The following is a 22172-nucleotide window of genomic DNA, read 5'->3' as shown; positions in this document are numbered from 1 at the left end:
GACGTGAACACGCCCGAGCTGCTCAACGGCACCTCATCCACGGTGGCCCTCGTTCCCCAGTTGGGGATGGACGGAGGCATCCTGATGGTGGTCCTCATCAAGGAGCTCTTCTCCATCGCCCCGGGCAGCGCGCGGGTGACACGCGTCGGTGGCGCCCAGGTCCGCCACGCCGACGAGCCCTGGGACAAGAAGGCGCCCGAGGCCAGCAGCATCCAGCTCCCCGCGGACGTGTGCATCCGCAAGCCCTCCACGGATGTGGTGGTGGTGGGCAACGCCATGAGCAAGGGCGGCCAGGCCGTCAAGCAGCTGGACGTCCACATCGAGGTGGGCCCCGTCGCCAAGAGCCTGCGCGTGTTCGGCACGCGGGTCTGGTACCGGGGCGCGCTCGGGATGGCGCTGGGACCGCCGCAGCCCTTCACCAGCGTGCCCCTGAAGTGGGAGCTCGCGTATGGGGGCTTCGACGCGAGTGACGCCAACAAGCCGCCCGTGGAGGAGGCACGCAACCCCCTGGGGCGCGGCGTCGCGCGGGACTCGGACGCGCTGGTGAACCAGCTTGCTCCGCAGATCGAGGATCCACGCGACCTCATCTCCTCCGCCAGGACGCGGCCCGCGCCCGCCGGCGTGGGCGCCATCGGCAGACACTGGGAGCCCCGTCGTCGCTACGCGGGGACCGCGGACGAGAAGTGGATGAAGGAGCGCATGCCGCTGCAGCCGCTGGACTTCGACGAGCGCCACAACCAGTGCGCGACGCCCGAGCTCATCTGCCCCGAGTACTTGAAGGGGGGCGAGATGGTGAAGCTGCTCAACCTCTCCGCGGGCGGCTCGTATCACTTCGCGCTCCCCCGCCTGCACTTCGCGGTGACGGCGCGGACGGCGCAGGGGGACACGGACCACCGCCCGGTCCTGGACACGGTGCTGCTGCGGCCCTCGGACGAGGAGACGCTGGAGCTGACCTGGCGCACCGTGGTGCCCATGCCGCGCCCCGCGCGCCGCCTGCACTACATCCAGGTGCACGAGAAGGAGGTCGTCCGATGAGCACCGCTCGACACCTGGACTCGGCGCACTACGGCGGACGGTGGGGTTCGGCGCCCGTCATCGTGGGGACGGCCGCGTGGAACGGGCTGGCCTTCGCTCCGTACCAGACGTGGGCCTTCCGCCGCGCGGAGCTGTCCGCCTACGCGGAGACACCCTTCCGCGCGCCCAACGGGAAGCGCGTGACGATGGCGCCCATCCGGACGCTGCCCACCCGGGACTCGGGCGCCGAGCGGCTGGTGCCCATCGCCACCCGGACGTTGACGCAGCTGCTGACGAACCTGGAGGAGCTGCCGCCGAACGCGACCGTGGCCCTGGTGCTCTGTCTTCCCGAGCGGATGGGGGAGCGGACGCAGGAGGGCTTCGCCACGCAGCGACGCCAGGTGGAGAAGGCGCTGGTGCGGCGCCTGGAGGAGCGAGACGTCCGGCCCGTGGTCCACGTGGTGCCGCGGGGTCATGCCTCGCTGGCCTTCGCGCTCATCGAGGCGGGCGAGGCGCTGCGAGGCCGCAAGGTGGACGTCGCGCTCGTCGGAGGCGTGGACACGTACTACGACCCGGAGGTGGTCCAGACGCTCATCGACCAGCAGCGCATCTTCGATGGGGAGAACCTGGACACCTTCGTCGGAGGAGAGGGCGCGGCCTTCTGCGCGCTGACCCGGACGGACGTGGCGAAGCGGACGAAGTGGCCGGTGCTCGCGCGGCTCGACACCGTGGCCACCGACGTCGAGCTGGCCACCCAGGACAACGACGTGCCCTGCATGGCGGCGGCGCTGACACGCGCGGGCCGCGTGGTGTCCGAGCGGCTCCGTGAAGAGCGACGCACGCTGGACTGGTGGCTCTCCGACATGACGGCGGAGGAGCTGCGCGTGCACGAGTTCAAGCTGGCCTGGCCCCGGGTGGCCCATGACGTGATGCCGCCGGAGGCCACGCTCGAGTACCTGTCCGAGTGCCTGGGAGACCTCGGCGCCGCGGCGATGCCCACGGGGCTGGCCGTCGCGGTGGAGGGCATGCTGCGAGGTGACCCGGGCGCGGCCACCTGCCTGCTGACGGGCTCGAGCGCGGGCGGCGCGCGCGGCGTGGTGCTGCTCTCACGGGGGCCGTGAGATGGGCTCAGCGCAGGTCCTCCGGGAAGACGAAGCGGCGCAGCCAGGCCCCTGTCTTCTGCTCCTCCTGGAAGCCACCCCAGAACTCGGTGGGCTTCTTGACGAAGTGGGGTTCCAGGACACGCGCCACCTCGGCGTAGGCGGAGGGGTACTCGAGCGCGTTGACGTCACCGAGCGTCGGGGCTTCACCCGCCTGGATGAGCGTGGTCCCCTTCAGCGTGTGCACGTGGACCTCGGACGTCCAGGCACGGGCCTTGAGCGCGGCGACGTCCAGCGCGAGCTTCCCGGCGAGGCCGTCACCCACGAGCGTGAGCCAGTTGCTCCCGGGCAGCCCTTCGCCCACGCACCAGGACATGGCATCCGGGTCCTGGATGTCGAGCCCGAGGTAGCGCTGGCTGGAGCGGTACAGACTCCAGAACGCGGTGGACTTGACCCACTCGTTCCAGGTGCCCACGTAGCCGCCCACGCCGCAGAGCAGGGGCCAGCGCTCGCCAACCTCCTTGGCCAGTTGAAGCAGCTGCTTCGGGTCGAGGGTCTCCGGCAGCAGCACCTGGAGGAAGCCTCGACGGCCCCGTGCCGCGTCCAGCTCCCGGTAGATGAAGCCGAGCCCTGGCGCTCCGAGGTCATCCACCAGGCGGAACGTGAACAGGTGCCTGACGCGGACATCGGCCCAGGAGACGGAGAGGGAGGCGAGCACGTCGTCGGCGACCCGAGGCGTGAAGCGGTGCCACTCCGGAAGCGTGGAGGTGGTGTACCAGGTGAGTCGCTCGGCGGGAGCCAGCTGGAGGAAGCGCCGGAGCAGGGCCGCGGCGCCCTCGGTGGCCCAGACGTAGGGCTCATCCAGGTACAGCGTCAGCCCGAGGGCATATCGGGTCAGCGTCACCTCCGGGTTCTCCGCGAGCACGTCGCCCCCCGGTCCACGCAGCTTCGACATCGTCACCGCCTCCTGGCAACACCCCGAGCGATGTACGACTATCACGAGACCGTGGCTTCCAGAGACCCAGGCGAGCTTCCCGCCGCCGCGAGGCGCCCCGTACCCGAGGACCCCACATCATGAAGCTCGCACACGCATTCCGCCGGGCCAGCGGCGAGTCGGCCTGGGATTGCCATTTCCTGGCGGACCGGTGGGATGGCAAGGACTGGATGGAGGACCACGCGGAGTCGTGGGTGGGCCAGGTGGTGGACGGGCGCGTCTACACGCTGCTGGGCCAGGTGGGGTGGCTCACGTCGCTCTGGCGCTCGCCGTCGGGCACGGTCTACGTGGCCGAGGGCAGCTTCCGTCGCGGAGGGGTGCACATCAACCGCTCGGAGAATCCCTCGCGTCCGGCGTGGGAGTTCCACGAGCTGCCGTGCGTCGTGTCGGGCATCTGGGGATTGGATGACCGGTTCGTGTTGGCCTGGGGACCGCATTCACAGCAGCGCAAGGAGTCGTTCTACCGCTGGGATGGCAGGCAATGGCATGAGCTTCCCTGCCCTGGCGAGGTCTTCGCGGTGCATGGGCTGGCGCCGGACCTGGTCTACGCGGTGGGTGGGGAGGGGCTCATCGCACGCTGGGATGGAGCGCGGTGGCATCCGGCACCGTCCTTCACGGAGGCGGTGATGACGGCTGTGCATGTCGTCAGCAAGGATGAGATGTATGCGTGCAGCGACGCGGGGGTGCACGAAGGCAGCGTCTATGGTTGGTCGGAGGTGGCGGAGTCCCCCGGGATGTTGATGAGCGTGGCGAAGTACCGGGAGCAGGTCTGGGTGGCGGGTGGGACGTATGGGCTCTTCACGCTGCGCGGCAATCAGCTCGAGGAGGTGGAGGCGCCTGTGAAGCCCCTGAGCCTGGACACCCGGAAGCGGCTGGTGATGGCCACGTCGGAGGGGTTGGTCGACACCGAGGACGCGAAGGAGTTCCGGACCATCCCGCTCGCGGACTTCGTCGCCTGCGTCCAGGACATTCCACGCAAGTGGTGAGAGACTCGATTCACGAAGGTCAGCGAAGCCGTCCGTTCGAGGGGGACCCGACATGACAGCCAGCGCGCCCACGCCACCACCGCACACACCCGTCAACTACCTTGAGGGCGGTGGCAGCAGCTTCTTCTCCCGGCAATGCCAGCAACTGCTCATCAAGGCCAAGCTGAACCCGGAGTGGTTCGGCTCGTATGACCACGTCGCAAAACTCAACAGAGAGGCGAAGGCCAAATGCGCGCGGTGGGACACGGCGACCGCCGCGGAGCATGCGGCTGGGATGAAGGACGGAACTCCGTTGGAACGCCCCACCGCGGGTGACCGCTACCTCCGAAGTTGCCAGTCAGGCCATCTCGTCCGCGACTCCAACTTCCGGGAGAGCGGTGCGGATGACATGGGCAACGATGCGCGTGGGGACCCCTGCCGGAACGTCATCGACGGCTATGAGTCGGATCGCGCGCCCGCCGTTCCGCAGCAGGGCATGGCATCCGAGAACATGGAGCACGGACGTCATACCCGTCGGGAGAACGCGGATGCTCAGCGGCGACGGTATGACAACTCAGAGTCAGGTCGGCCAGAGACCGAGTACGGACAACGTCAACGCCACGCGGATGAGGACGCGCGCGTCAACCAGTACGTGAGAGAGCACCAACAACGCTGGCGTACCTCCGAGCGCGCCGCCAACCAACAACCTCCGGGGCTGGCTGGAACCAGTGGGAGTGGCGCCAGCGGCTCGGCAAGCGCTTCGGGTGGACCAGGAGGTGCAGCGGGCTCAGGCCTGGGGTCGGTAAAATCCCCCACCTGTCCTCCAGCCGACGTCATCGATGGGAAGTCCGCCGCCAAGTGCATCAACAACTGGCGTAAGAAGGCCGAAGCACAGATGAAGCAGAAGATGGCGGATGACATGGCCAGGCATGAGCGAGACAGTACTGTGCCCGCCTCATTCACCGGCTCACCTCCGCCCCCTTCTCGCCAGGACCAGTACCAGGCTCATCTGGACCAGAACGTCCACAATGCCGAGGCGGCCGAAGCAGCCGCACAAGGCACCCCAGGGGCAGCCGCGGCGGCACGCACAACCAGCACCGCCAAGCGCAGGGCCACCTCCTTCCGGAGGGCACGCTGCAGAGCCGAACAAGGTGCGCGCCTGCGAGGAGACCCAGGCGCGGGCCCGCCTCGCACCAAGGGCAATGCTCGCTGAGCCCCCATCCACCGACTCAAAAACACTTCTGGAGATCTCTCGAATGAGCCCTACCCATATCGACACCGTCGCAGATACCGCCACGTCCTTCATCGACGACTACCTCACCCAACACGGGAACTTCACGCCTGATGAGGAGGTTGACTCATCGGATCCCGGTGCCCTGCGGCTCTCGCTCTACAGAGCCATGCCAGACCAGACTACACCAGGAACCATCGTGTACACCTTCATCTATGGGTCGAAGGTCGAGAAGGACAGTCCCGAACTCCAGAATTGGCTGCAGCAGATCATGGTCGCGCTCAAGGAGGCCCATCCAGAGATTTCCCAGTACAAGAGCGTCATCGAGCTGAATTCATCGGACTACTGAGGGCCCATTCAATGCGCGGGCCGCGAGACCCATCACGCGAAACACACGTTTGAAGCCCTCCTGCGAATGAGTCCCCCTGACATTCATACGGTCGCCAGCACGGCAACGTCATTCATCAAGAACTATCTCACCGAGCACGGGTACTTCACGCCCGACGACGAGGTGAACGAAGAGGAACCCGGTTCGCTGCGCTTCTCCTTCTACAGAACCATGCCGGACCAGACCTCGTCCGGAACCCTTGTCTACACCTTCGTGTATGGGTCGAAGTACAGCGAGAAGAGTCCCGAGCTTCAACAGTGGGCCCAGCAACTCATGACCGCGCTGAAGGACGCCCATCCCGAGGTCTCTCAGTTCAAGAGCACCATCGAGCTCGACCCGGCAGCCGACTGAGTACCCATCAACCAAACTGGGCCGGCGGGATCACCTCTCGGCCTGCCTCGTCTGCACTCTCACAGGTTGCCGCGAGCCGCCGACAGGGGACCACAAGAGGCCACGTTCGGAACTCTCCTCGAATGAATCCCACGACCATCGACACCGTTGCCGATACCGCCACGTCCTTCATCAGCGACTATCTCGCCAAGCATCATTACTTCACGCCCTCAGACGAGATAGACGAGAACAACGACGGGGCCCTGCGGCTCTCGCTCTACAGAGCCATGCCGGACCAGACCGCTCCCGGAACCATCGTGTACACCTTCATCTATGGGGCGAAGGTCGAGAAGGACGGTCCCGAACTCCAGCGTTGGCTGGAGCAGATCATGGTCGCGCTGAAGCAGGCCCATCCCGAGGTCTCTCAGTACAAGAGCACCGTCGAGTTGGACGCCTGGGACTACTGAGCCCCTACTCCACCCTGAGCAACGAACCCCACCGCGGGTGGCGACGAGCGCGCCACCCGCGGAAGGAAGCCCGGCTCACTCCATGGCGGAGACGACCTGCGCGTCACACGTGGTCGGGTTGATCCACGACTGCGCATTGTCCAGGTAGCAGAGGACGCCCTGCGTACCGTAGGCCGCCTGACCGATGGTGGCCGAACAGGTCGCGGTGCCGGCGTTGTACGTCACCGCCAGCTGCCAGAGGCACGTCTTCGCCGCGCCCGTCGGGTCCGCCGGATTGGTCGTGTAGTAGTACGTCTGCGTCACCGAGGTGGCCGGAGCAACCTCAATCTGGAAGACGCCGTTGACCGACGGCTTCGCGACGGGGCCGAGCGGGTTCGGAGGGGGAATGGGCAGGCGGACGCCGGAAAGCGTGCCACCGAAGCTGACATTGACGCCCGTCCAGTTGCCCACGGCGAAGGTCTGCAGAGGGTTCGCCAGGAGCGACGCGCCACCCTCGGCGTGACGCGCCTTCAGCTCGAAGGTCTCCGTCTTCACCGCGGTGACGTACTCACCCCGGAAGAACTCCAGCCCACCAAAGTCGAACTGCTCGGCGGCGGCGACGGACGGCGCGAGGGACAGCAGGGAGACGGCCAGGAAACGCTTCACGTTCCTCGTCATGGGTATTTCTCCTGTGTTGTCTGGTGTTGGCCTGAGCCGCAACCTTCCTAACATCGGGCTCCCTTTCATTGCAAATCACAACAAGGAAAACACGCATTTCCAGTTAAAATGGAGGATTTCAATCAGCACTTGTCTGCCATTGCCCGGACCTGGAAGAACGCCACGGATGGGTCAGCGGCGCACCCAGGTGTCATTCGAGAACCGTGGATTCGTCCGCTCGCGGACACTCATCAAGTCAGACATCGAGAGCCGTGGAAAAATCCAGACGACTCCTCAAAGACACACACCCGAGCCTCCCAGTGGGGTTACGCGGAACCATGCTTCGAGCCTGGAACCCCACGTCGGATGCAGCGCCCTGGCGCGGCCCTCACCTGCTCCGGCCGCCACGTCCGCGAGCGCTTCGTGCTCGCCCCCGCTTCGAAGAGACCTGGAGGAGTGGAGCCCCGCGCGGCGGCTTCCGGACACAACGACCGCGGGAACGCACGGAGGCGCGGAGCCCCCCATCCCGGAGCCTCGAGCGCAAGCCCGCCCGCCTCCAGGGCGATGAGGCAAGCACGGGAACCCGGCCGCCCGGCGAGCAGCACGCCGAAAAGAAAAAGGGCCGGCTGCTTTCGCAACCGGCCCTTCTCTACTCTCTAGCCGACACCCAGGCTTGAACTGGGGACCTACTGATTACGAATCAGTTGCTCTACCGCTGAGCTATGTCGGCGCAAGGCGGCGCGGGAAGTACCATGGCGTTCCGGGTAGGGCAAGCCGAAATGAAGGCCCTCCCGTTTTCAATCCGGCCCAGGTGCTTCGTTCCCCAACGAACAACCCCACCCCACCGTGACATCCATGACACGGTGCATCCGCCGTCGGTGACACAGCGCGTTGCCATAAGTCCCCGTCATCGCTCCGGTTTTTCGGGAGGAAGCGTGGCGCCACGGCGGTTGAACTCGGTTGGCGCATATGCACATAAGGGCGCCGCTATCCCCGCGTCCCCGGCCCGAGCGTGGCTGGGACCACAAGGAGCCGTTTTCGACATGGCCAGCGAAGAGAACTTCATGCGCGCTCCGGCGCCGACGCCGAAGCGCACCGTCTACACCGAGGCGATGGAGATCTTCCATCGGGCCGCCGACCTCATCAAGCTGGACAAGCGCGTCCGGCTGGAGCTGGAAGAGCCCGACTACGAGCACATCTTCTATGTGACGGCGAAGCTGAAGGATCGCCTCGTCCCGCTCATCCCCGAGCGCGCCAAGCAGTTCGCGGACCTGCCGGAGACGCAGGTGCGCAACAAGGAGGGCCTGGAGGCCCTGGCCAACGGCAGCATCATCCTCAACGGCCGCGCCCTGCTGGGCTCCGACGTGGCCATCCGCCAGGGCCACCTGCGCCTGCCGGACGGCAAGGTCTACCAGCTGGTCCCCGGCGAGTCGCAGCGCTTCAAGGCCTACCGCGTCCAGCACAACCAGGCCCGCGGCCCCTACAAGGGCGGCCTGCGCTACCACCGTGAGGTGTCCCTGGACCTCTTCAAGGCCCTGGCCGCGGAGATGACCTGGAAGACGGCCATCGCCGAGGTCCCCTTCGGCGGCGGCAAGGGCGGCATCCAGATCGACCCGCGCGAGTACGGCCGCGAGGAGCTGGAGGCCATCACCCTGCGCTTCATGTACCGGCTCAAGAGCCTCATCGGGCCGAACATCGACATCCCGGCCCCGGACGTGGGCACCAACCCGGAGATCATGGCGCTCCTGTACCGCCAGTTCTCCGACGGTGAGCGCGAGCGCCACAACCTGCGCGGCATCGTCACGGGCAAGGACGTGCGCATCGGCGGCTCCGAGGGCCGCGGCAAGGCCACCGGCCAGGGCGTCGCGTTCTGCATCGAGGACTACTACGCGGACCGCGGCGAGAGCGTGAAGGGCAAGACCTTCGTCATCCAGGGCTTCGGCAACGTGGGCAGCCACGCCGCCAACATCCTGGGCGGCATGGGCGCGCGCCTGCTGGCGGTCAACGACGCGGACGGCACCATCTACAACGGTGACGGCATCGACGTGCAGGCGCTCACCGCCTACGTGCAGGACCCCAAGAACCTCAAGCGCAGCGTGCTCGGCTTCCCGGGCGCCCAGCGCATCGAGAAGAAGGACCTGTGGGATGTCCAGGCGGACATCCTCGTCCCCGCCGCCCTGGGTGGAGAGATCACGGCGGACATCGCCGAGCGCCTCAAGGTCAAGCTCATCGCCGAGGGCGCCAACGGCCCCACCACCCCGGAGGCCGACCGCGTCCTGCAGAAGCGCGGCATCGAGCTCATCCCGGACATCATCGCCAACGCCGGCGGCGTGACGGTGAGCTACTACGAGTGGATCCAGAACAAGCGCATGGAGCGCTGGAGCGAGGCCGAGGTCGACCAGCGCCTGGAGCGCGCGATGAAGCGCAACTACCGCATCATCCGCGACATCTCCCGCAACCAGCCGCGCAAGACGGACATGCACGACAGCCGCCAGTACTGCGTCGGCGAGGCCGTGGACAGCCGCTGCGCCGCGATGATCCTCGCGCTCAAGCGCATCGAGGCCCACTACTTGCTCGAGGGCTTCTCGCAGTAGGCCCTCTCGCCTCCTGAAAGCGCCAAGGGCACGGTTCTCCTCGTGAGGACCGTGCCCTTGTCATGTCGTGGCGCCCGCTGTGGCGGCCCCAGGCGGCCCCCTGTCCCGGGAGCGTCGTCGGGCCACCGGGCCGCTCAGCCAGGCGGCCACGAGCACTTCAGTGCATCACCCGCTCGCGGTCCACCAGGAGCAGCGGCGCGTCGTCGTGCGTCTCGTACGCCACGATTCGCAGCCCCACCCCGCGGCTGGAGCCCTCGCGCCCGTCCTTGCGGCCGAACGCCAGCGCCACCTGGTAGCGCACCTCGCACAGGCACGTCATCTCCGTGCCGTCCTCGCCCGCGAACGTCACCTTCAGCTTCTCCCCCAGCCCCACCGCGTCGCGGACCTCCACGAACATGCCTCGCGCGCTGATGTTGCGACCCACCCCCCTCATCATCCCGTCCTGGGTGGTGAGGTAGACGGTGAAGACCTTGTCGAAGCGCAGGTGACTGCGGCGCTCTTGCGGACGCTCGAACACTGGGGGTGCCTCCCGGCAACAGGTGGTGACAGGCACACCCTACATGGTGGCTACATGTAGGCAACTTATCTACCTACATCTACTCCCACGCACCTACGAGAAGGCTGCTCCCTGTTGCGCGGGACATGGCACCATCCGGATTCCCCCCGTACCCCGGAGCCCCTCGTCTTGAGCCGCTTTCTGGTCGCCGCCGTCGCCCTCCTCCTGCCCACCCTGGCCCTGGCCGACGTGGACCCGCGCTTCGCCAAGCTGCGCGACGAAGCCGAGCCGCTGGGAGGCCTGGGGGCCTTCCTCGAGAAGTACATCGGCGCGTGTGAAGGGGCGCTGGTGGACCCGAAGTGCAAGTCGGACGCGGAGGCCTTCCGCAAGAAGTACCAGGGCAAGCGGCTGTACATGATCATCGGCGAGGACGACGCGACCATGCTGTCGCCGGGGCCGTACAACCCGGGCGCCGGGGAGTACACCATCAACATCACCCCGTTCTTCCCGGGCGGCCGCTACGCGCTCACCCACGGCGCTCCGAAGAAGCAGGACGGCAACGGCAACCCGGTGCTGCCCTTCCTCACCGTCACGGGCACGCTGCCGGAGGGGTGGAACGGCTCGCTCTTCTCGCGCATGTTCTCCATGCGGCAGGTGCGCGCCCAGGTCGTCTTCACGCCGCAGGCCGTGTGGTCCCTGCCGAAGAAGGGCGGCGGGAAGAACCACGGCGTGACGGCCCGCATCGACGGGCTCATCCTCACCGAGGGCCGCACGGGCCACCCGCTGGGCCTGTGGCTCAACGGCAAGGACGCCAACGCCAGCCGCTAGGCGGACGTCCTCGGGGGCTCCCTCACCGGGCGATGGCCAGGTACTGCTGGGAGTCCCCGCGCTTGACGCGCAGGAGGATGCTGGCCCCGGAGCTCCCCTTGGAGAGGGCCGCGCGCACCCCGGCCGCGTCCTTCACCCGCTTGCGGTTGACCTCCGTCACCACGTCGCCCATGCGCAGCCCCGCCGCCTCCGCGGGGCTTCGGGGCGACACCGCGGACACCAGCGCCCCGTCCCAGGCCACCTGGTTGAGCGGCGCGGCCACCTCGGGCGTCAAATCCCGCAGCGTCAGCCCCAGGTCCTCGTCGCTCGTCACCCGCTGGACCAGCCCCTCGGCGGCCTCCTGCGCGGGGCGCTCCACCAGCCGCACCGCCACCTCCTGCGTCGTCCCCTGGCGCAGCAGCGTCAGCTTCGCCTCCGTCCCGGGCGCCAGCAGCGCCACCTTCCGGAGCAGCTGCAGGTAGGAGCCGATGGTGCGCCCGTTCACCGCCACCAGCCGGTCCCCGGAGCGGATGCCGGCCGCGGCCGCGGGGCTGCCCTGGTAGACGTCCTTCACCAGCGGGGCCCGGCGCTCAGCGCTCTCCCGGTCGTCGTTGACGATGACGCCCAGCCAGCCGCGCGTCAGCTTCCCGTTCTCCCGCAGGTTCGGCAGCAGGTCCTTCACCAGGTTGATGGGCACCGCGAAGCCGATGCCCTGCCCCTGGCTGATGATGGCCGTGTTCACCCCCACCACCTCGCCCTTCATGTTGAAGAGCGGCCCGCCGGAGTTGCCCGGGTTGATGAGCGCGTCGGTCTGGATGAAGTCGTCGAACTGGCCCACGCCCAGCACGCGCTCCTTGGCCGAAATCATCCCGTGCGACACCGAGTGGTCCAGGCCGAAGGGGTTGCCGATGGCCACCACCCAGTCCCCCACCTCCAGCCGGTCCGAGTCCCCCAGGTAGAGCGCGGGCAGGTCCCCCATCTCCGAGCCGCTGAGCCTCAGCAGCGCCACGTCCGTGGACGCGTCGCGGCCCACCACCTCGGCGGAGAACTCTCGGCCGTCCGACAGGCGCACGGCGATCTTGCTCGCCCCCGACACCACGTGGCTGTTGGTGACGACCAGCCCGTCGGGCGTCAGCACGAAGCCCGAGCCCGTCGAGCGCTTCATCCCGGCAAGGCCACTGTCCCGGGGGCTCACCGTGGTGATGTTGACGACGCCCGCCTCCACCGCGCGGATCAACGGCGCCAGCGACGTGGGCGGCACGAAGGCGGGCAGGCCCGTCTCCCCGGCGGGGCGCTCGCGCCACAGGCCCAGCGCGCCGCCGGGGCGGGCCTCACCCGAGCCCTGGTACGAGAACCAGGCGGCGTGCTCTCGCATGCGCGCCTGCAGCCAGGGCCCCACCGGCCCCTCCTCGGCGGACGCCGTCAGGGGGAGCACGGCCACGGACAACAGGACGAAGAGCAGTCGGGAAGCCACGAGGTGGCAGCTTATACGGCGGCGCATGACGAGCGACGGGAACAACCCACCCCGCCGCCGTCTTCCTCGTTTTCCGGTGGGGACGTCCTCAGGCCTGGGCGGGCGCCACGTACTTGGCCACCTTCACCCGGGCCGGGCGGATGACGCGCTCCTTGAGCCGGTAGCCCGCGCGAATCTCCGCCACCACCTTCTGGTCCTCGTCGGGCGAGGTGGTGATCTCCATGTCCGTGGCCTCGGCCACGTTGGGGTCGAACGGCTGCCCCGTCACGCTGATGCGCTCGATGCCCATGCCCTGGGCCTTGCTCAAGAGCGAGTCGCGGATCATCCGCACGCCCTGCGCCAGGGGCGAGTTGTCCTGGCCGCTCATGGAGAGCGCCCGGTCCAGCTCGTCGATGGCCTCCAGGAGCGCCACGGCCACGTTGCCGCGCTCCACGTCCATCATCCGCTCGCGCTCGCGGGTGAGCCGCTGCTTGAACTCCTCGCGGTCCTTGTTCACCGCCTGGTAGGCGCGCGCCAGCTCGTCCACCCGGCGCCGGGAGGACTCCAGGTCGGCGCGCAGCCGCTCCTTCTCCGCGTCGGCCGCCTCGGAGACCACGTCATCGGCGGGCGTCCTGGCCTCGGCCTCGCCCGCCGCACCGGCCTCCGGGCCCGGCGGACCTCCGCCGTTGGCGGACTGGGCGTGCTGGGATTCCTGGGAGGGGTCGGAGTGCGAGGGACCGGACATGTCGAACCTGAAGTCGAGGTGGAAGAGCGCGCTTCACGCGCGGGTAGGCGTCAACGGGCGCAACCTAACCGCGCGCGAGTGCGTGTCAACGAGCGGAGCTAGTGCTCCTGGGCGGCGGGGGACTCGGCCATGAACCCATGGTCGACCTGTCCCGTCACCTCGTCGATGATCTCCACCTGGGCGGCCCGCAGCGAGTAGTAGAGGAGCCAGCGCTCCGCCGCCGTCAACGTCCCCGCCGGCAGCGCCTCCTCTATCTCCTGAACCGTGAGCCGCCCCTCCTTGAGCCCCTTCGCGAAGAGGGCCTTCCGGGCCATGTAGCTCTTGCCGATCCTGTTCTCCACGGCGACGCCTCCTTTAGGTCTCAAGATAATTTCGCCCCCCGGACACCGCAGGAATGCGCGGTGGCGGGGGGCGTGGGCCAGGCCGGAGAGCAGGCGCCCGGACGTCGGCTACGAGTCCAGGGGCTTGTCGGCGTGCTGCGTCGGCGGAGGCGGCTCCTCGTTGCTGCCCACCGGGTGGGCGGAGATGACCTGGCGGGCCTCGGGGTGCAACAGCCCCCGCTGCGCCAGCACCTTGGGGCCGAGGATGGTCACCATCGTGTCCTCCTCCACCACCTCCACCGCGAGCAGCCGCGCCGCCAGCGCCTGCACCTTGTCCCGGTGCTTGCTGAGCACCTCCCGGGCCCGGTCCAGCGCCTCGCTGACGAGCTTGCGCACCTCCTCGTCGATCATCCGCGCCGTCTGCTCCGAGTACGTCCGCGACTCGGGCAGGCCCGCGGAGCGCAGGAAGTTGGGGCCGTGGTCCGCGCTGAGCGCGACGGGCCCCAGCGTGCTCATGCCGTAGTCGCGCACCATCATCTTCGCGACCTCGGTGGCCTGCCGGATGTCGTTGGACGCGCCGGTGGACACCTCGCCGATGAAGATCTCCTCCGCGGCGCGGCCCCCCATCATCCCCGCCATCTTGTCGCGCAGCTCGTCCAGCGACATGAGGTAGCGGTCCTCCAGGGGCAGCGACATGGTGTAGCCCAGCGCCGCGAGCCCGCGCGGGATGATGGAGACCTTCGTCACCCGCTCGGCGTGCGGCAGCATCCACCCCACCACCGCGTGGCCCGCCTCGTGGTGCGCGACGATCTCCTTCTCGCGCTCGTTCATCCGGCGGTTCTTCTTCTCCAGGCCCGCGACGACGCGCTCGATGGCCTCCTCGAAGTCCGCCCGCATCACCGCGTCGCGGTTGCGTCGGGCCGCCAGCAGCGCCGCCTCGTTCACCACGTTGGCCAGGTCCGCGCCCGCGAAGCCCGGCGTGCGCGAGGCGATGGTCTTCAGGTCCACGTCCGGGCCCAGCTTCACGCCGCGGGCGTGGATCTCCAGCACCCGCTCGCGCCCGCGCTTGTCCGGACGGTCCACCAGCACCTGCCGGTCGAAGCGGCCCGGCCGCATCAGCGCGCTGTCCAGGATCTCCGGACGGTTGGTCGCCGCCAGGATGATGAGGCCCGCGCGGCTGTCGAAGCCGTCCATCTCCGCGAGCAGCTGGTTGAGCGTCTGCTCGCGCTCGTCATGGCCGCCGGCCACGCCCGAGTTGCGGCTCTTGCCGATGGCGTCCAGCTCGTCGATGAAGATGATGCAGGGCGCCTTGGCCGTGGCCTGGGCGAACAGGTCGCGCACGCGGGCCGCGCCCACGCCGACGAACATCTCCACGAACTCCGAGCCGGACAGGCTGAAGAACGGCACGCCCGCCTCGCCCGCCACCGCGCGCGCCAAGAGCGTCTTGCCCGTGCCCGGCGGACCCACCAGCAGCACCCCCTTGGGGATGCGGCCACCCAGGCGGCGGAACTTCTCCGGCGTCTTGAGGAACTCGACGATTTCGCGCAGCTCGTCCACCGCCTCGTCCACGCCCGCCACGTCCTTGAAGCCCACGCCGGTGTCGGCCTCCGCCTGCACCTTGGCGCGCGTCTTCCCGAAGCTCATGACGCTCTGCGGACCCTGGCCGATGCCGCCGGCCACCCGGCGCATCATGAAGCTCCAGAAGAGGAAGAACAGCCCCAGCGGCAACAGCCAGATCCACAGGGCCTCGCCCAACCCGGACTGCGGCACCGCCTCGAACTGGACGCCCTTCTGCTCGAGCAGCGGCACCAGCGACTCGTCCCCCTGGACGCGGTAGGCCATCCACGGCAGCGCGCTGGGCTCGCCTCGCAGCGGACGCTCCCCCTGCGCCGGCGGAGGCGGCTGGGCGGTGTCCTTGAGGAAGCCCTTCACCCACTCATTGGAGATCTGGACCCGGCTGAAGTTGCCGGACTCCACCGCGTCCCGGAACTGGCTGTAGCTCACCCGGCGGACGCCCGCGTCCTGGAACACGTTCCGGAAGAGAAGGAAGCCCAGGACGAGCAGCAGGATGTAGCCCAGCGGTGAGCCGAACTTGAACCCCTTGCCCGGCGTCCCTGGCTTGTCGGACTTCTTTCCCCGCGGGCCCACACCCGGCGGGAGCTCCTGTGGCTTCATCGTCGGCACGCTCGCCCTCCCCCTCCCCGCTCATTCGGGCCCCGTGCCCGGATGGCGTCACACTCAGCCGGGCAAAGATGTTCACCGGCGCCAGAGCGTCAACCCGCTGGACGGTTTCCCTGCACCCCGGACGCACCCGAGTCGCGAGATCAGCGACACCCGACGCGCCACAACGGTTGACCGGTGAACTCCGTCCCCAGCAGATACCCCTCGCCATCCGACAGGTACGACACCGCCTCGGCCTGCGCCTGGGGTCCGCCCGGCACCTCGACGAGCGAGCCCTTCAAGAGCGACTCGAAATCCTCCGCCCCCGGCTGGCGCAGCTCCCACACGCGCGAGTAGGTGCGAATCAGCATCCGCTGTCCGGAGGCCTGCAGCGACGCGCCCGTCGTCGCGCGGTCCACGCCCCCGGGCGCCTCCAGCGCTCCCAGCTTCGTCGCCTGGATGGCGGCGCCGGGCTTCAGGCCGTCCAGCGCGAAGACCTCCCCCAGCGAGCGCCGCGTCTTGGTGAGGACCATGAGCCGCCCCGAGCGCGCGTCCGCCACCAGCGCCTCCACGTCATGGGCGCCGTCCGGATAGGTGAAGGCCAGCACCTCCACGGCCACCGTCGCGTCGCCGAGCGCGTCCGGCTCCGGCAGCCGGTACAGGCGCACCTGGTCGCGAATCTCGAAGTTGTCGCCCGTGTCCGCCAGGAAGACACACGTGCGCGTCTCCCCGGGTGAGCACGGCCCCACAGCCACGTCCTCCAGATCCCGGGGCTGGGCGCCGGTGAGCTTCAGCCGGGCCCGCACGCGGCCGGTCTCGTCGATGGCGAACAGCTCGAAGTCGTTGCCGGAGTCGTTGTGGGCCCAGAAGACGCCGGGGAAGCGGCGGCTGGCGGCCAGGCCGGACAGCTCCGGCAGCTCGGAGGGCACCTCACCGGTGCGCAGCGGCACGCCGTACCAGGTACACCCGGGCAGGCCCGTCGCCGGGGGCTGGGCGCCGGCGTCCTCGACGCCCGAGTCGGGCGGCAGGGGCTTGGGGCTGGAGCAACCGGCGAGCCCCATCCCCACGAGGAGGGCCCAGGTCCAGCGGGGCCACACGTCAGGAGTCCAGGTCCAACAGCTTCGCCAGCGTCTTGGCGTCCGCGTCGGGGAAGCGGTACTGCGACATCTCCTCCAGCGTCACCCAGCGGTGGTCATGCACGCGCAGGTGGCGGATGTGGTGCTCGGCCTCGGCCAGACGGCAGCGGAACACCCGGAAGTCGATGTCGTAGGTGGGATACTCGTGGCGGGTGTGCATGGCCTGGTCGAGCACCTCCACGGCCACTCCCATCTCCTCGTGGATCTCCCGGATGAGCGCCTCGGGGTCGCTCTCCCCCTCTTCCACCCGTCCGCCGGGGAACTCCCACAGCAGGGGGAGCGACGCGGTGGGGGGGCGCTGGGTGATGAGGTAGCGTCCCTGCTCGTTCTCGAGCATCGCACCGACGACGCGGACGTGGCGACGGGCCATTCGCTTCTCCTGACTCCTGGGCAGGCCAACGAGGGAGGGGCGGCCTAACACAGCCCTCGCCCGGCGCCAATGCCACAGCCCCCATTCAGGCAGCCTAGGCACGCCCCAGGCAGGCGCCCAGCCCTCCTCCAGGGTGGCACTCCACCCTGCGCCGGGCACCCCGCCGGCCGAGGCCTCCCCGGCTCCGACTCCAGCCCCACGTCAGTGTTGGAGGCCGGGCGTCGGCGACAAAGCATGTGGTGAATTGGATGACGAGCGGGCCGGATGGCGTCATGCTCGCATCCATGAAGACGAGTCGCGCGGAAAGGGCCGAGGTGCTCGGGGCGGCACTGAAGGCCGCCCGCCAGGCAAAGGGGTTCGGCATGGAGGAAGTCGCCGAGCGCCTGGAGATGCCCGTGGAGGTTCTTTCCCGAGTGGAACGCGGGGTGATGGTGCCCACCATCTCCACCCTGGTACGGCTGTGCATCATCCTCCGGTTGGATCCGGACAATCTGCCGGAGGAGCTGCCGGAGATGAGTGACTGAGGATGCGTCCGGAAGCGCGCCGGGACGAGGGCTGATGGCCCCGACCGGCGCCTGACGGATGGACGGGGGCGTATCGGGGGAGGTCTTCCGTCCATGCCGCCGAGAGGCGATGCTTCGACGGGCCCGCTCGCACGTCGGACTCTCTCTCCCCCCTCGCCGCCGCCATCGATGCGCTGTCCCGCCTGTCATCGCCGTGTGGTGGAGCACTGTCCCCTCCACCCCTCGGCCGAGCTCCCGCCGAGAGTCCCCCCGGCCCCCCTTCCGGACGTCCCGGGGTACCAGCGGGGCGTCTCCGTGGGACGAGGCGGCTTCGGGCGTGTGCTCGCCGCGCGGCGGGAGTCCGACGGCCGGCCCGTGGCCCTCAAGGTGCTGGAGCCGCTTGCCGCGGAACGATTGGCGCGGGAGCTGGAGGCACTGCGACGCATCGGCCCGCCCGTGACGCCGGAGCTGCTGGGCGAGGCCCGCACGCTGACGGGTGAGCCCGTGGTGGTGATGGAGCTGATCGCCGGGCAGACGCTCGCGCAGCGGTTGGCGGAGCTGCCCCGGTCGGGCGCGATGCCGTGGGAGGAGGCGAGGCCGGTGATGCTTGCCCTGGCGCGCGCGCTGGCGCGGGTGCACGCCGCGGCGGTGGTGCACCGCGACCTCAAGCCGGAGAACATCATGCTCTCCGGAGAGCGGCTGGTCCTGGTGGACTTCGGGCTGGCGCGCCTGGGCGTGGAGCGGGACGCGGCGCCCGCGCCGACGGTGACAAGGACCGGGCAGCGCCTGGGCACGCCCGAGTACATGGCGCCCGAGCAGTGCCTCGATGCGCGAGCCATTGATGCGCGCGCGGACCTCTACGGGTTGGGCGTCGTCTTCTTCGAGCTGCTGTGTGGGCGTCCGCCGTTCGTGGGAGACACCGCGTCGGTGCTCCAAGCGCATGTCGCACGGAGGCCACCGGTGCTCTCGAAGCTGGCCCCGTGGGCGGTGCCGCTCGAGTTGGAAGCCCTGGTGTCCCGCTTGCTGGCGAAGGCCCCGGAGGAGCGCGGGCCCGGCGCGGCGGGCGTGGCGGATGCGCTCGAAGCCGTGCCGCGGAAGGGGACCTCTGGGAGGCCACGGGGCAGCGCGACGCAGGGAGCGGGCGTGGCGGATGCGCTCGATGCCGAGACCGGGGCGAGGACCTCCGCACCGCCGCAACCCAGCCCGACGCAAAGGGTGGTCGTGGCGGATGCGCTCGATGCCGAGACCGGGGCGAGGACCTCCGCACCGCCGCAACTCAGCCCGACGCAAAGGGCGAACGTGGCGGATGCGCTCGATGCCGAGACCGGGGCGAGGACCTCCGCACCGCCGCAACTCAGCCCGACGCAAAGGGCGAACGTGGCGGATGCGCTCGAAACGGAGACCATTTCGAGGGCCTCAACCCCGCCACTGCTCAGCGCGACGCAAGACGCGGACGGGGTCCTGATGGGGACCTCCGCGCCAGTGCTGGAGTCTCCCGAACCGCGCACGGTCGCCACGACGGGTGAGAGCCCCCCGGGCCTTTCGGAGACCTCCGCACAACGAGCCAGGGACGTCGCCCTGCTGGGCGTCAAGACGCCGCTCGATGTCCCCACGCTGCGGGGACTCCTCACCAGCACCGGCGCGGAGCTGGCGCGCATGGAGCCGGGGCTCGCCATCTTCGCGTTTCCCCATGCGCCCCAGGTCGAGTCGGGGCTGCGCGCCGCGCTCAAGGCCGCGGAAGCCCTGACGAGCCAGCTCCCTCCCGGCTCGATGCGCGTCGTGCACCAGGCACGGCTCCGCGTGCGCGAGCGAGGTGGCCGATGGGTTCTCGGTGGCGTCGCGCTCGAACAGGTGGGCAGGTGGTGGCCCGAGCCCGCGACCCCATCCGACACACTCCTGCTGACCGCCGAAGCGCGTGAAGGACTCGGCGCGCTCGACCCTGTCAGCACACCCACGCCATCGGACCTCGCCCCTCTCCCCATCGCCACCGTGCAGGGCCGCGACGCGGAGCTGGACTGGCTGCGCGCGGGCATCACGAAGGTGCGCGAGCAGCGCTCGCCCATGCTGCTGACCCTGCTGGGCGACGAAGGGCTCGGCAAGACGCGGCTGTTGACCGAGCTCCACGGTGAGCTGCTGACAGCAGGCGCTCTGTCCACCCTGCTGGTGGGAGCGCAGCGGGACGAAGGCAGCGCCACCGAGAGTGGCTTGGGCCACCTCATCGCCACCCTCCTCGGCCTGCCGCCAACCACCTCTTCTGACGAAGGGGTGCGCAGGCTCATCGAGAGCACGAACACGACGCTGGACCTGGCGACCGCGCATCCCGCGGCGCGCAGGCAGCACCTCGCACGAGCGCTCGCGTCGCACCTGCGCCGCCGTGCCGAGGAGCGCCCCCTGGTGCTGCTCGTGGACGATGCGGAGACGCTGGACCCCACCGCGCTCGACGCGCTGGAGCTGGCCACGCTCTCCGGCCTCACCTCGCCGCTTTGCATCGTCCTCACTGGACGCCCTCGACTGCTGGAGCTGCGCCCATACTTCGGGGAGCGCGCGGCGGACAGCGCCCGGCGCACGCTCGCGCCCCTCGATGACGAAGCCGCGAGCCATGTGCTGCGGCAGCTCCTGCGTCCCGTCGATGTCCCCGCGGAGAGCATGCTCCGTGAGCTGGTGGAGCGCTGTGGCGGTTCGCCGCTGCGCCTGGTGGAGACGGTCCGCGCGCTGAGGGCCGCCGGCGCCATCCGGACTCGCGCCGGAGGAGGAGGCTATCTCGCGGCGGAGGCCCTGGATGCGCTGGCCGTGGAGAGCCCGGACGAGCGCGTGGCGGAGCGCGGCCTCCTCGCCCTGCCCTCCGGGCTGCGCGCGCTGCTCCAGGTGGCGGCCGTGCTCGGCGAAGACGTGCGCTGGGAGGAGCTGTCCGCCACGCTCACCCGGCTCGACGGGAGCGAAGCGCTGGACCTCTCCCTGGACCCGGGCGTCGGACTGGAGCGACTGGCGCGGCTCGGGATGCTCGAGCCCCGAGGCCCCCGCCGCTGGCGCTTCGAGCACGCCCTGTTGCGCGAGGCCTTCGCCGCGAGGCTGCCTGGAGCGCTCCGTCGCCGCATCTGCTCCGCCGCCCTGGAGTCCCTGCCCGACGCCCCCTTGCCCCGGCGCGCCCGATGGGCCGAGGGCGCGGGCGAGACAATCCTGGCGCTCGAGCTCCACCACGCCCTGGCGGAGTCGAGCCGCCGTGGACACCGGTTGCTCGAGGCCGAGCGCCACTTCTCCGCCGCGTTGGAGTGCGCGCCTCGCGAGCATGACGTGCGTCGACTGGAGCTGCTGTCGGGCCGGGGCCGCGTCCGCTACCGGCTCCAGCGCATCGACGACGCCCTCGAGGACCTTCGTGAGGCGCGGCGAATCGCCGTCTCGCGAGGCGCCGTGCTGCGCGAAGCGGACCTGCTCCTGGAGGAAGCCACCGCGCTCGACTGGCGGGACGACACGGACGAGTCCACCGCCCTGCAGGAGCAGGCGCTCCAGTTGCTCGGAGAACCCGTCCCCTCCGAGCTGGCCGCGCGCCACGCCTTGGCCAAGGCGCGCGCCTTCGTGCGTCGGGAAGACATCACGGGGGCCATCGCGCCCCTCGAAGAAGCCGTGACGCTGGCACGCGCGACGGGCGACGAGGAGACGGAGGCCATCGCCCTGGCCATGCTCGGCGCGATGCTGGGCTGGACGGGGCAGCTCGACGACGCCGAGCGCCGCTTCGCCGAGGCCATCGCACTGTGCGAGTCCACCGGAGACACGCTGCACCTGGGGGTCGCGCTCAACAATCGCCTGGTGCTCCACGTCCAGCGTCGCGACGTGGCGGGGGCGCGCACGGACCTGGAGCGCGCGGTGAGCCTGGGACGCGAGCTCGGCAACGTGCAGATAGAGCGCACCTCGGCGTTCAACCTCGCCGTGCTCCTGGGCTACCAGGGCCTCGCGGAAGAAGCCCTGCCGCTGGCCAGACGCGCGGGAGTGCTCAGCCAGCGCTGCTTCCCCCACTCCATGGCGCAGGACGCGTTGCTCGTGGCGCGCCTGTGCTGCGAGCTGGGCGACCTGTCCGAGGCCACGAAGCAGCTCGCGTGGCTCGATGAACAGGCCTCACGCGTGCGCCTCACGTCGGCGGACCAGCTCATGGGCGAGGTGGTGCGCCGCGTGGTCGCCGAGTCCTCGGCCTCGGTGCCCTACTCCCGCGAGCATTGGGAGGCCCAGGTGGAGGCCTCGCGAACACGGATGCCGCCCGATGAACGGATGGAGGTCCTCGTCTGGGCGGCGCGAGCGGCCCGTGCGGCGGGCGACGACGAAGCGCTGGGTGCCCGGGTGGCCGAGGTGGAGCAGACCGCACACGAGGCTCCACTCTGGACCTCGCGTGTGCGAGGGCTCGAGTCTGCCGTGAAGGGCCAGTGGCCGGATGGCGCTCCCGCGAGCACGCGTGCCAAGACAGGTCCATAGGC

General features: G+C 69.6%; 20 protein-coding genes and 1 tRNA gene. 11 read left to right on the top strand and 10 right to left on the bottom strand.

Annotated features, from left to right (window positions below):
* Positions 1-3 precede the first annotated feature (3 nt).
* Both VZQ01_RS36990 and VZQ01_RS36985 read left to right on the top strand, forming a co-directional pair.
* On the top strand, positions 4-1035 hold the full coding sequence (locus tag VZQ01_RS36990; RefSeq protein ID WP_223747559.1) for a DUF2169 family type VI secretion system accessory protein: 1032 nt from the start codon (positions 4-6) through the stop codon (positions 1033-1035).
* Positions 1032-2135 carry a hypothetical protein gene (locus VZQ01_RS36985; protein WP_426746001.1) on the top strand — a complete coding sequence of 368 codons (1104 nt, stop codon included), beginning with the start codon at positions 1032-1034 and terminating at the stop codon, positions 2133-2135. The genes VZQ01_RS36990 and VZQ01_RS36985 overlap by 4 nt, the downstream gene beginning before the upstream one ends.
* A gap of 7 nt (positions 2136-2142) precedes the next feature.
* On the opposite strand, the gene VZQ01_RS36980 is transcribed toward VZQ01_RS36985, so the two are convergent.
* Positions 2143-3069: a type VI immunity family protein gene (locus VZQ01_RS36980; RefSeq protein ID WP_223747557.1), complete on the bottom strand. Its 927-nt coding sequence runs from the start codon at positions 3067-3069 to the stop codon at positions 2143-2145.
* A 119-nt stretch (positions 3070-3188) separates the two neighbouring features.
* Between VZQ01_RS36980 and VZQ01_RS36975 the strand changes: the two genes are divergently transcribed.
* The 5 genes from VZQ01_RS36975 to VZQ01_RS36955 all read left to right on the top strand — a co-directional run bounded on the left by VZQ01_RS36975 (position 3189) and on the right by VZQ01_RS36955 (position 6489).
* On the top strand, positions 3189-4094 hold the full coding sequence (locus VZQ01_RS36975) for a beta propeller repeat protein (protein WP_223747556.1): 906 nt from the start codon (positions 3189-3191) through the stop codon (positions 4092-4094).
* A gap of 52 nt (positions 4095-4146) precedes the next feature.
* Positions 4147-5286: a hypothetical protein gene (locus VZQ01_RS36970; protein WP_223747555.1), complete on the top strand. Its 1140-nt coding sequence runs from the start codon at positions 4147-4149 to the stop codon at positions 5284-5286.
* Positions 5287-5329: 43 nt separating this feature from the next.
* Positions 5330-5653: a hypothetical protein gene (locus VZQ01_RS36965; protein ID WP_223747554.1), complete on the top strand. Its 324-nt coding sequence runs from the start codon at positions 5330-5332 to the stop codon at positions 5651-5653.
* A 66-nt stretch (positions 5654-5719) separates the two neighbouring features.
* Positions 5720-6043 carry a hypothetical protein gene (locus VZQ01_RS36960; RefSeq protein ID WP_223747553.1) on the top strand — a complete coding sequence of 108 codons (324 nt, stop codon included), beginning with the start codon at positions 5720-5722 and terminating at the stop codon, positions 6041-6043.
* Positions 6044-6165: 122 nt separating this feature from the next.
* Positions 6166-6489, top strand: coding sequence for a hypothetical protein (locus VZQ01_RS36955; RefSeq protein ID WP_426746000.1), 324 nt, complete (start codon positions 6166-6168; stop codon positions 6487-6489).
* A gap of 75 nt (positions 6490-6564) precedes the next feature.
* Here VZQ01_RS36955 and VZQ01_RS36950 read toward each other — a convergent pair whose 3' ends face one another.
* Both VZQ01_RS36950 and VZQ01_RS36945 read right to left on the bottom strand, forming a co-directional pair.
* The gene (locus VZQ01_RS36950; protein ID WP_267700544.1) at positions 6565-7146 is read right to left on the bottom strand and encodes a hypothetical protein; all 582 of its coding nucleotides are present in this window, start codon (positions 7144-7146) and stop codon (positions 6565-6567) included.
* 637 nt (positions 7147-7783) lie between these two features.
* A tRNA-Thr gene (locus tag VZQ01_RS36945) sits at positions 7784-7855 on the bottom strand.
* A gap of 313 nt (positions 7856-8168) precedes the next feature.
* Here VZQ01_RS36945 and VZQ01_RS36940 point away from each other — a divergent pair.
* Positions 8169-9719, top strand: a complete 1551-nt coding sequence (locus VZQ01_RS36940) for a Glu/Leu/Phe/Val family dehydrogenase (RefSeq protein WP_223747550.1) — start codon at positions 8169-8171, stop codon at positions 9717-9719.
* Positions 9720-9876: 157 nt separating this feature from the next.
* On the opposite strand, the gene VZQ01_RS36935 is transcribed toward VZQ01_RS36940, so the two are convergent.
* Positions 9877-10236, bottom strand: a complete 360-nt coding sequence (locus VZQ01_RS36935; protein ID WP_046714499.1) for a PilZ domain-containing protein — start codon at positions 10234-10236, stop codon at positions 9877-9879.
* A gap of 168 nt (positions 10237-10404) precedes the next feature.
* On the opposite strand from VZQ01_RS36935, the gene VZQ01_RS36930 reads away from it, so the two are divergent.
* Complete coding sequence (locus VZQ01_RS36930; protein ID WP_267700543.1) at positions 10405-11043, top strand: DUF6066 family protein; 639 nt, start codon at positions 10405-10407, stop codon at positions 11041-11043.
* Positions 11044-11065: 22 nt separating this feature from the next.
* Here the strand turns inward: VZQ01_RS36930 and VZQ01_RS36925 are convergent, their stop codons facing one another.
* From VZQ01_RS36925 to VZQ01_RS36900, 6 genes are all read right to left on the bottom strand, one after another.
* Positions 11066-12523 carry a trypsin-like peptidase domain-containing protein gene (locus VZQ01_RS36925; RefSeq protein WP_141328950.1) on the bottom strand — a complete coding sequence of 486 codons (1458 nt, stop codon included), beginning with the start codon at positions 12521-12523 and terminating at the stop codon, positions 11066-11068.
* Between the two features lie 61 nt (positions 12524-12584).
* Positions 12585-13220 carry a nucleotide exchange factor GrpE gene (locus VZQ01_RS36920; protein ID WP_223747547.1) on the bottom strand — a complete coding sequence of 212 codons (636 nt, stop codon included), beginning with the start codon at positions 13218-13220 and terminating at the stop codon, positions 12585-12587.
* Positions 13221-13318: 98 nt separating this feature from the next.
* A complete protein-coding gene (locus tag VZQ01_RS36915; RefSeq protein ID WP_046714502.1) occupies positions 13319-13561 on the bottom strand; it encodes an RNA polymerase sigma factor region1.1 domain-containing protein in 243 nt (80 codons plus the stop codon).
* Positions 13562-13669: 108 nt separating this feature from the next.
* Positions 13670-15715, bottom strand: coding sequence for an ATP-dependent zinc metalloprotease FtsH (ftsH, locus tag VZQ01_RS36910; RefSeq protein WP_223785584.1), 2046 nt, complete (start codon positions 15713-15715; stop codon positions 13670-13672).
* 149 nt (positions 15716-15864) lie between these two features.
* Positions 15865-16761: a hypothetical protein gene (locus tag VZQ01_RS36905; protein WP_223785583.1), complete on the bottom strand. Its 897-nt coding sequence runs from the start codon at positions 16759-16761 to the stop codon at positions 15865-15867.
* Positions 16762-16798: 37 nt separating this feature from the next.
* The gene (locus VZQ01_RS36900) at positions 16799-17206 is read right to left on the bottom strand and encodes a (deoxy)nucleoside triphosphate pyrophosphohydrolase (protein ID WP_141328948.1); all 408 of its coding nucleotides are present in this window, start codon (positions 17204-17206) and stop codon (positions 16799-16801) included.
* 272 nt (positions 17207-17478) lie between these two features.
* Here VZQ01_RS36900 and VZQ01_RS36895 point away from each other — a divergent pair, with 272 nt between their 5' ends.
* Positions 17479-17730: a helix-turn-helix domain-containing protein gene (locus tag VZQ01_RS36895; RefSeq protein WP_223747546.1), complete on the top strand. Its 252-nt coding sequence runs from the start codon at positions 17479-17481 to the stop codon at positions 17728-17730.
* 294 nt (positions 17731-18024) lie between these two features.
* Positions 18025-22170 carry a serine/threonine-protein kinase gene (locus VZQ01_RS36890; RefSeq protein ID WP_426745999.1) on the top strand — a complete coding sequence of 1382 codons (4146 nt, stop codon included), beginning with the start codon at positions 18025-18027 and terminating at the stop codon, positions 22168-22170.
* Positions 22171-22172: the final 2 nt, after the last annotated feature.

The sequence above is a fragment of the Myxococcus faecalis genome, assembly GCF_050039385.1.
Lineage (GTDB): Bacteria > Myxococcota > Myxococcia > Myxococcales > Myxococcaceae > Myxococcus > Myxococcus fulvus.
Note: the sequence above shows the minus strand (reverse complement) of the source record. Positions and strands in the feature narration are given on the sequence as shown.